The organism is Brenneria sp. g21c3 (assembly GCF_040240345.1).
Classification (GTDB): domain Bacteria; phylum Pseudomonadota; class Gammaproteobacteria; order Enterobacterales; family Enterobacteriaceae; genus Brenneria.
The window spans coordinates 1-801 of the sequence record NZ_JBEIAB010000050.1; the positions used below are offsets into that span (position 1 = coordinate 1).

An 801-nucleotide genomic window follows, 5' to 3' on the forward strand; every position below is an offset into this window, starting at 1 on the left:
CCGCGATAGGTGTGATAGAGCGTATTGCCTTCGATATGCAGCCGCACCGCCAGCGCCTCCAGAAATTGATTGACCGGCGACAGCGCTTTGCCCAGCATGCCGTCCGCCTTGTCACGCACCGACGTCAGCCCCTGCAACGTGGCGTCGATGGGTTTTCTGATCGACGCCGGCCCCCAACTGCGCGCTTTTCCCAGCAGTTCACGCGTCGCCTCCAGCAGATCATCCAGCACGCTTAACAACGACGGGACGCTGAGGGATGACATCACCTCCCGCAGCTTTTCGCTCAGATAGAGATAGGGATTGTCGATCCCCACGGCAGAGAAGAACTTTTGCACGGAGGGCATAGCAAGGAACTTCTTCAGTCCTTTGATGGCGGTATCTACGCCATCGCTCACCAGTTTGAATGACATTATCTTCCCGGCCGCGCCCAGCACAGGCTTGCGTATCCCCAAAAACATCACCTTGAACGCCCCTTTGACAAAGGAGCCCAAAACCGGAATACAGCCTATCAGGGTTAATGCCAATGCCACCCAGGCAGCCGTATTGCCCGAGTCCTCATTGATTTTTCTGCCATTGGCGATCAGATCCCGGATATCGCAGATCTGATCGACAAAGGGGATCATGGAAATCACCGTGCCGGTCACCACCTGTCCGGTGGTCTGATTATCGTTGAAGTCGCCCTGAACCGTTTCCCAGATCCATAGGCCGCAGGCTTCAATTTTTTTCTTTCCCTGTGAAAACCAGCTATCGGGCGCGGCGGTAAAAAACGCCAGTGCGTGAGTGAGTTGCTGTCCCATCAGT

Annotated in this window: 1 pseudogene; it reads right to left on the bottom strand. The window is 55.6% G+C overall.

The window, feature by feature from the left end:
* Nucleotides 1-801: pseudogene (locus ABRZ28_RS24240) on the bottom strand (hypothetical protein); the annotation flags it as partial.